The organism is Bradyrhizobium sp. KZN70725 (assembly GCF_055264925.1).
Map to the genome: position 1 here is coordinate 1 of NZ_JBUYWT010000128.1, position 6,137 is coordinate 6,137.

The window sequence follows — 6,137 nt, forward strand, 5'->3', positions numbered from 1 at the left end:
ATCCAACGGACAGCCTGTTCCTGATTGGGTGCTTGGAGGCGGTACCGCTCTGATGATTCATAGCGCGCACCGCCTCAGCAAAGACGTCGATGCTTTCATCGACGATCCGCAGTTCCTCACGTTATTGTCGCCGCGTCTCGGTGGTGAGGATATCTGGTCGTGTGATGCCTATGACGAAACAAGCCACTATCTGAAACTGATCTATCCTGAGGGTGAAATCGACTTCATTGGTTTCCGGCTCGATTACAGACCTCCCGGTCGAGGCGAAAACCATAGACATGGGTGACATCCGGCCCGGTACTTCGCATACGGTAAAGGTCGAGCACCCAGTCGAGATTGCGATCAAGAAGCTGTATTATCGCGGGGCAATGCTCAAAATTCGCGATGTTTTCGACATCGCAGTGGTCGACTCGTTATTTTCGGAAGAACTACACGAAAACCTCCGCCACGTTTCTCACCTGAAGCAGGGAGTTTTGGAGAGACTCGGCCATCTCGGAAGACTTCCTGCGACAGCAGCTCGATGAACTCGCTATCGAGGACAAATGGCGCGAGCTTGCAGCGACATGTCTCCAGCGGGTCAAAGAAATCGCGGACGCGATTCCGGAGCCGAAGTGCGTTCCCTGATAAAATCGACATCAAGGCCGTTCTAAATCTAACTTGCGGTAGAACGTCGCCCCGATCTTCTTCGGATCGAACACGGGCTCCACGCCGGCGTGCAGGAGCTCTTTCTTGACCGCCAAAAAATGCCGTCCTCGCTGCTTGGCGAGCGCGAACAGGGAGACGTACTCCCGGGCGAAGCGCTCCACCTCGTGGGCAGGCACGACCACGGTCGGACAGCGGTTGATCGGGTTGATCACGGTGATCGATTTGAGGTTCCCGAGCTTGATGGGGGCGGCGGCGACCTCGGCCGTGGTGGACAGCTTGTCCTTGATCTGGAGTCCGGTCAGGCCGCCGTGATCGGGCCCGCGGACCAGCGCACGGACCTCCTCGAGGTCGAGCAGCAGGGACATGAAGCCGCGCTCGGAGGCGAGACGCCATTTGCGCTTGGGCTTGCCGTCGAGGACCAGCTGAACGATCTCGATCGAACCGCAACACGCCATCTTGGCGGCGTCCTTGATGTTGGCTTGAGGCCACGGCAAAGGCGCTGCCCGACGCCGTCCAGGTCGCCGAGCCCAGCGAATCCTCGCGCTCCGTCAGGAATCCCAGCAGAGCACAATGTCGCTTCCACGCAACGCCAACCGGTCACGAGCCCGATGGCTGTGACAAGATCGGCTATTCCGACCAGAGCCAGCGTCTCGAGCGGCACTTTCGGGCATCGATTCACGATCGATGCAAGCCTGGCTCGGCAGCCTTCCTTACGCAACTCAAGCTCAGGATCGTTGCGCCTCCGCCGGGCTGCGTCTGCCAGACTTTCGCACTGCCGGATTTAGCGACGATGGCGCCATCTCGCTAAAATCAGCTCTGCGATGAACAATGGACGGCCAGCACAGTCGCAAGTGCTTCAATTTCTTCAAGCGATGAAACTCGTCAGCTGATCGACAGCTAAACCCTCTAGCAATGAGACCGTCTATATCCGGACATGGCTGGGCTTGATGGGCTCAAAATCTGGAACAGAAGAAGGAGCGGGATCCCCTCAACATACCACCCCGCCGAGAACCAGATCCGCTCCATTTTATAGCCGTTTGTGCATGTCTCGGTTTCCGACCCTCGCGGCTCGCTCAAATCGGATCAACTTGTCCGATTGATATCGACAAGGCTACCAAAGGGAAAATGGAATGAACCCGTTTGACAATATCGGCCCGTCTGCGGCTTTTACGAATTGCGTCGAGCAGCAACAGGAAGAAACCGGGCAAGCAGACTTTGAGCAGCGGCTTGGAGAGCCTCAGCCGAGCCTCCAAACATCAGATGCGCCCGAGGCCGGATCGTCCTGGACTGACACGAAAGGCAATTTGAGAGCGTAGGCTATTCAGGGGACGAACGGTGCGCAGCTGCATCCTTTATCAGGACGCGCGCTCAGCTTGCCGCGACGCTGACCTGCGCAACCGTCGCGGAACTCAGAAGAGAAATCGAACTCGTTGCGCAAAAATCGGCACGATGGTCGAAAGCGACTGGGCCATCAGCCGGCGGCATCGATAGTGGCCGCGCTTACGACGAGGTGGTGGCATCGTCGTACGCTGAGCTGCAGCGCTTTCAGAATCGCGCCAGCCATTGCAAGCCACATGTACTGGACCGTCAAAGCGCGATGGACCATTTGCGTTCCCTGGCGGCTTTGCGTTACGACGCCGCCCCCTGGAATATTTGGGGAGGCCAACAACTTGATCTGGGTCGCGCAGCGGCAGCGCACATGAGAGGGGACACCTATTCTTCGCCTTTCGTATCACTGTCCGAGGAGGCCTCACAACTGCTCCTGTCGCCGGACGATGACAACGAGTATGGCGCCAAAGCAATTGCGGAAAGCGCGAACGAGTTGCACACCTACACGGTGCCACGGGTCACCACCTGGACGGCCGAAGAGATCGTCAGGATCCTTGAGGACGGGACCGAGAATGATGAAGCCAATCTTGCATGGGTGAGCGATACCCCAACCGAGGAGCGCGAGGTACTGTTTCTGGGCGGGAATCTGGATGACTATCGGACCGCTAGCGAATTGAATCCATACAGAAAGACAGAGACGAGAGGATGAGGCTAAAGGGTGCGAGAAAGCGCGACATCTCTTGTTGCGCTGCTCGGAACAATCGGAAGCAACGTTCGCGGCATCTATAATGCCTGATCGGAGTGGCCAGCGGGGAGCTGACCGGGTAGCGCACGTCGACCATCAAAGTGTCCGCCGAGATCTGTATCGTCTTCAAATTCGAAGCACTTGTCGTCGGAGGGAAGCGAGGTATTTCGCTCGCCGATAGCCCAATATGCTCCATTATAATCGCCATAGCTCCCACTCGGTCTGACAGCAATGCCAGCAGAGCACAACGAGCTTCCCGCCACCCCGACGCGGTCGTGGCCGTCACAGGATCAGTATTTGCAGAGAAGCAGCTCCGCCCTCACCGGCTGGGACACTCGGAAGAACGAAAAGCCCCAGCACCTTCTGGGGGGCCTGGAGGCCGGGATGCTGGGGCTCTCGTCGCCTTATCGAAGCAAAAGGATAGGCAGGCTCATTGTGCATTGCGAAGTCGATTCGTCAAACCAGAGCGCATAGTTTTCTATTGGCATGCCAACCATCGGAAGCAGTCCCTCTGGAGGTTTACTTGTCAGTTGGCGACGCACATGCAGGCCTTTCGCGACGAGCGCGACGACATCCGACCGTATCGTGATCGGGATCACGCACATGGGGATCACGCACATGGGATCACGCACATGTTTCTCCGGCTGCCGCGCTCAGCGGCTGGCTTCGTGCCCACGCGCCGATCTTCGGGTCACCAATGGCCTCATAGAGAGCTTACTTGCCCGTGATCGAAAATGATCCGGCTCTCCGGCCGACGAGCCTCTCGTCGATTTGGTGCGTGTTCTCTTCCTCCGCGCTGCATCCTTTGAGAGATGGAGCCAGAGGGGCCCGGTGCGGCTCAGGTAATCCGCCGGGCCGACCTGGAGGCATGAAAGCTGCCATCGAACGGCATGTTGCCGCAAGACAAGAAGCTCACTAGATTCCCAGTCGCCCCATCTGCGCTGACACGTGTCCAGCATCGGGAAGGTGGTACAACGCCTGGCCGCCAGCTGCAGTGCTCAACAAGGATTTGCAAAACGCAGGTGTGAGCTTGCCGCGGTGGATCACGACGTTGTCGTGCCCCTCGGCGGCTCGAGCGTTCTGCCAGTGCCGATTATAGCCGCGCTGTTCATCGGACTTCACGTGGCAAGCGGCGAAGTCACGGTCCCCCAGCATTGGCAATTGCCAGGCATGTACCGGCCGCTTGGTATGGATGTGCACCCACATCGGGCTTGGCCTCGCACCACTGCTCAGCGCCGCCGGCTGCAGCTTGACCTCGAACAGCTTCCCTGGCTCTCCCTGCAAGGCGCGCGGTGGATCGACTGGCGCCAATTCCCCCGCCGCCCGCAATTGCTCAAGGTACCTTTGCGACGGAAACGCATAGGTCTTCATGCAATCGCTCGTGATCGCCGCCTTTCGCTCGTTCAATGACTTTACCTGCCCCTTCACCTCGGACCGCATCGCCTTGAGCCGAGATATTTTTTCATGCACTTCGGGCACTTGCGCCGGCGCGAGCAGGACCCGGCGGCGAGGCTCCTTCAGCGCGACTACACAGGCCTCAATCTCGGCAGCCTGCGTCTGCAAGCGCGTAATGACGAGATCCAAGACGTGGTCGGCGTCCTCGGGCTTCATCTGGCGCGCTTGCGAGACGGCACTTTGCTGAGCCGGAACGTTGAATTGCAGCAGTTCGTCCAGTCGCTCGAGTAATCCCGCCAGCGCTTTCCTGGAGGGCGGAGCCTGCCACATCTGGAGGTGCTCGGTAGCAGAGGTTGACGCCCTCGCCCGTGCCTCCTCCGCGGTCGCAAGTTTTTTGGTACCGAGGTCGGAGAGGACGATAACTTTGCCGGTCGGGGCCGTGGCGGCATCGGGCCTGGCGAGTTGCGGCTCGGGCGGGCGGGCCGTCGAACTCCCCTCGCCTGCGGCCGCTGCGCGCCTTCCTTTGCCCTTTCTGCGCGCTCCGCTGCTTTCGCCCACCATGGCGGTATTTTCCGGCAGCGCAGCCCAAGCCGGCGATTCAATCGTGGCTGCTAACTTTGGCTGCACTGCCAGCAACCGCATGACTTCGTTCGCCGTAAGCCACGCACCTTCCACGATCTGGTCCAGCAACTGCAACGGAAGGTCAGCTCCTGATCCGGCTTCCCTCAGCGTGGCAACCATGGAACTCACTCCTGGAGCGAACTCCGAAAGCCGCTCCATGACACCTTCTAGAACGGCGCGATGCTCGGCGTCGAGCGGTGCCCCGTTGCTGTACATAACGGCATGGCCGGTCGAGACAAATGCTGGGAAAACATCTTCGATGAAGGTCCCGAGCAGACGCACACGCCCGTTCTCGTCCATGAGGGCCTTGTGCGCGTCTGGTTCCAACGTGCTCGCTTGCGACTTAATCAAGAACTCCGCCAGAGCTATGCGCGATTGCAGATACATGCACTTCATATTGAGCGCGCAGCCGGTGTGCAGCCTTAATGCGGCCTCTTCGGCCTTGCGCATCTCGGGCGTAGCGCTTGGCAAGTCTGCAGTAGCTGCGCAGACCGATTGCATCCGCTCCGCGCGCAGTGCCTTCTTTCCCCACCACTCCATGTGGGCCGCATGATGTTCCGCCACGCTTGCGACCGAGCGGCTCAGCTGGTAGGGCGTAGCGATGCCTTTCAACCTCTCGAACCAACTTAGCGCTTCTTTTCTCTTCTTCTCCACTTGCTCAACAATCTGCCTGGCCACGGTGTTACATTGGGTGGCTGCGTCAAGCGTGTCATCGCGGAGAAGGCGGGCTCGATCGTCGGGCAGAATGCGACGCGCCAAATTTGGGGGCAGATCGGCGTAGTAGTCCAGAATTGCTGAGCCTGCCCTGACGACATGGTCGATCAGCTCTTGCGCCTCGGGCAAGTCCCGGGCGTGCATGGCCGCTCGACGACAAGTTTCAAACTCCTCAAGGAGGCTCCCCAATTTTCGCTTTGCTGCGTTGATCTCCTCCCGCGTTGGCGCCACCACATCTAAATCTGGTGGCTGGTTCGCGAGCGGCACGGCTCGCTCCTGAGGCCCGGAGCGCATCCGCTCCACAACGGCGTCGAAGGATTGGCTGCGTTCGCCGGGGACGACGCCGAGTTCCCCGAGGCTGTCGGCTGCTGCAGCCCCAACGTGCGATTTGCCGGCTCGGCCAATGCCCGTCATGCTTTATCTCCGATTAAGTCGATGATGTGCCGCCTGTCTGAATAGACCGCTTGGCTGACGAGTAGCTGACCAAGAGCGTTCTCCCGGGATGCGCAAGAAAGCTCATGTCGCCTGTGGTTCCATTTCCCGTCGCAGCTCCTGTGTTGCTGAACTGCGGGCATGACTGCGGATTCCGACGAAGCCGGCCATGCATTCCAATTCGAAGCCGGCCGGGTATTCCGATCTGAAGCCGGCCACCCGTGGCGTCGTTCGCATGGGTCAAATTCATGATGTC

6 protein-coding genes are annotated in these 6,137 nt (G+C 59.4%); 4 read left to right on the top strand and 2 right to left on the bottom strand.

The features are described from left to right. On the top strand, positions 1 to 286 hold a 286-nt coding region (locus tag ACZBJS_RS41830), incomplete at its 5' end, for a nucleotidyl transferase AbiEii/AbiGii toxin family protein (RefSeq protein ID WP_463440268.1). Next, positions 279 to 524, top strand: coding sequence for a hypothetical protein (locus tag ACZBJS_RS41835; RefSeq protein ID WP_463440269.1), 246 nt, complete (start codon positions 279 to 281; stop codon positions 522 to 524). The genes ACZBJS_RS41830 and ACZBJS_RS41835, both read left to right, overlap by 8 nt. A gap of 111 nt (positions 525 to 635) precedes the next feature. Here the strand turns inward: ACZBJS_RS41835 and ACZBJS_RS41840 are convergent, their stop codons facing one another. Beyond that, the gene (locus tag ACZBJS_RS41840; RefSeq protein ID WP_463440270.1) at positions 636 to 1,139 is read right to left on the bottom strand and encodes a hypothetical protein; all 504 of its coding nucleotides are present in this window, start codon (positions 1,137 to 1,139) and stop codon (positions 636 to 638) included. Between the two features lie 636 nt (positions 1,140 to 1,775). Here ACZBJS_RS41840 and ACZBJS_RS41845 point away from each other — a divergent pair. Together ACZBJS_RS41845 and ACZBJS_RS41850 are read left to right on the top strand one after the other, a co-directional pair. Continuing rightward, positions 1,776 to 1,961, top strand: a complete 186-nt coding sequence (locus ACZBJS_RS41845) for a hypothetical protein (RefSeq protein WP_463440271.1) — start codon at positions 1,776 to 1,778, stop codon at positions 1,959 to 1,961. Positions 1,962 to 2,158: 197 nt separating this feature from the next. Beyond that, a complete protein-coding gene (locus ACZBJS_RS41850) occupies positions 2,159 to 2,683 on the top strand; it encodes a hypothetical protein (RefSeq protein ID WP_463440272.1) in 525 nt (174 codons plus the stop codon). Positions 2,684 to 3,634: 951 nt separating this feature from the next. Here the strand turns inward: ACZBJS_RS41850 and ACZBJS_RS41855 are convergent. After that, the gene (locus ACZBJS_RS41855; protein ID WP_463440273.1) at positions 3,635 to 5,863 is read right to left on the bottom strand and encodes a hypothetical protein; all 2,229 of its coding nucleotides are present in this window, start codon (positions 5,861 to 5,863) and stop codon (positions 3,635 to 3,637) included. Between the last annotated feature and the right edge of the window lie 274 nt (positions 5,864 to 6,137).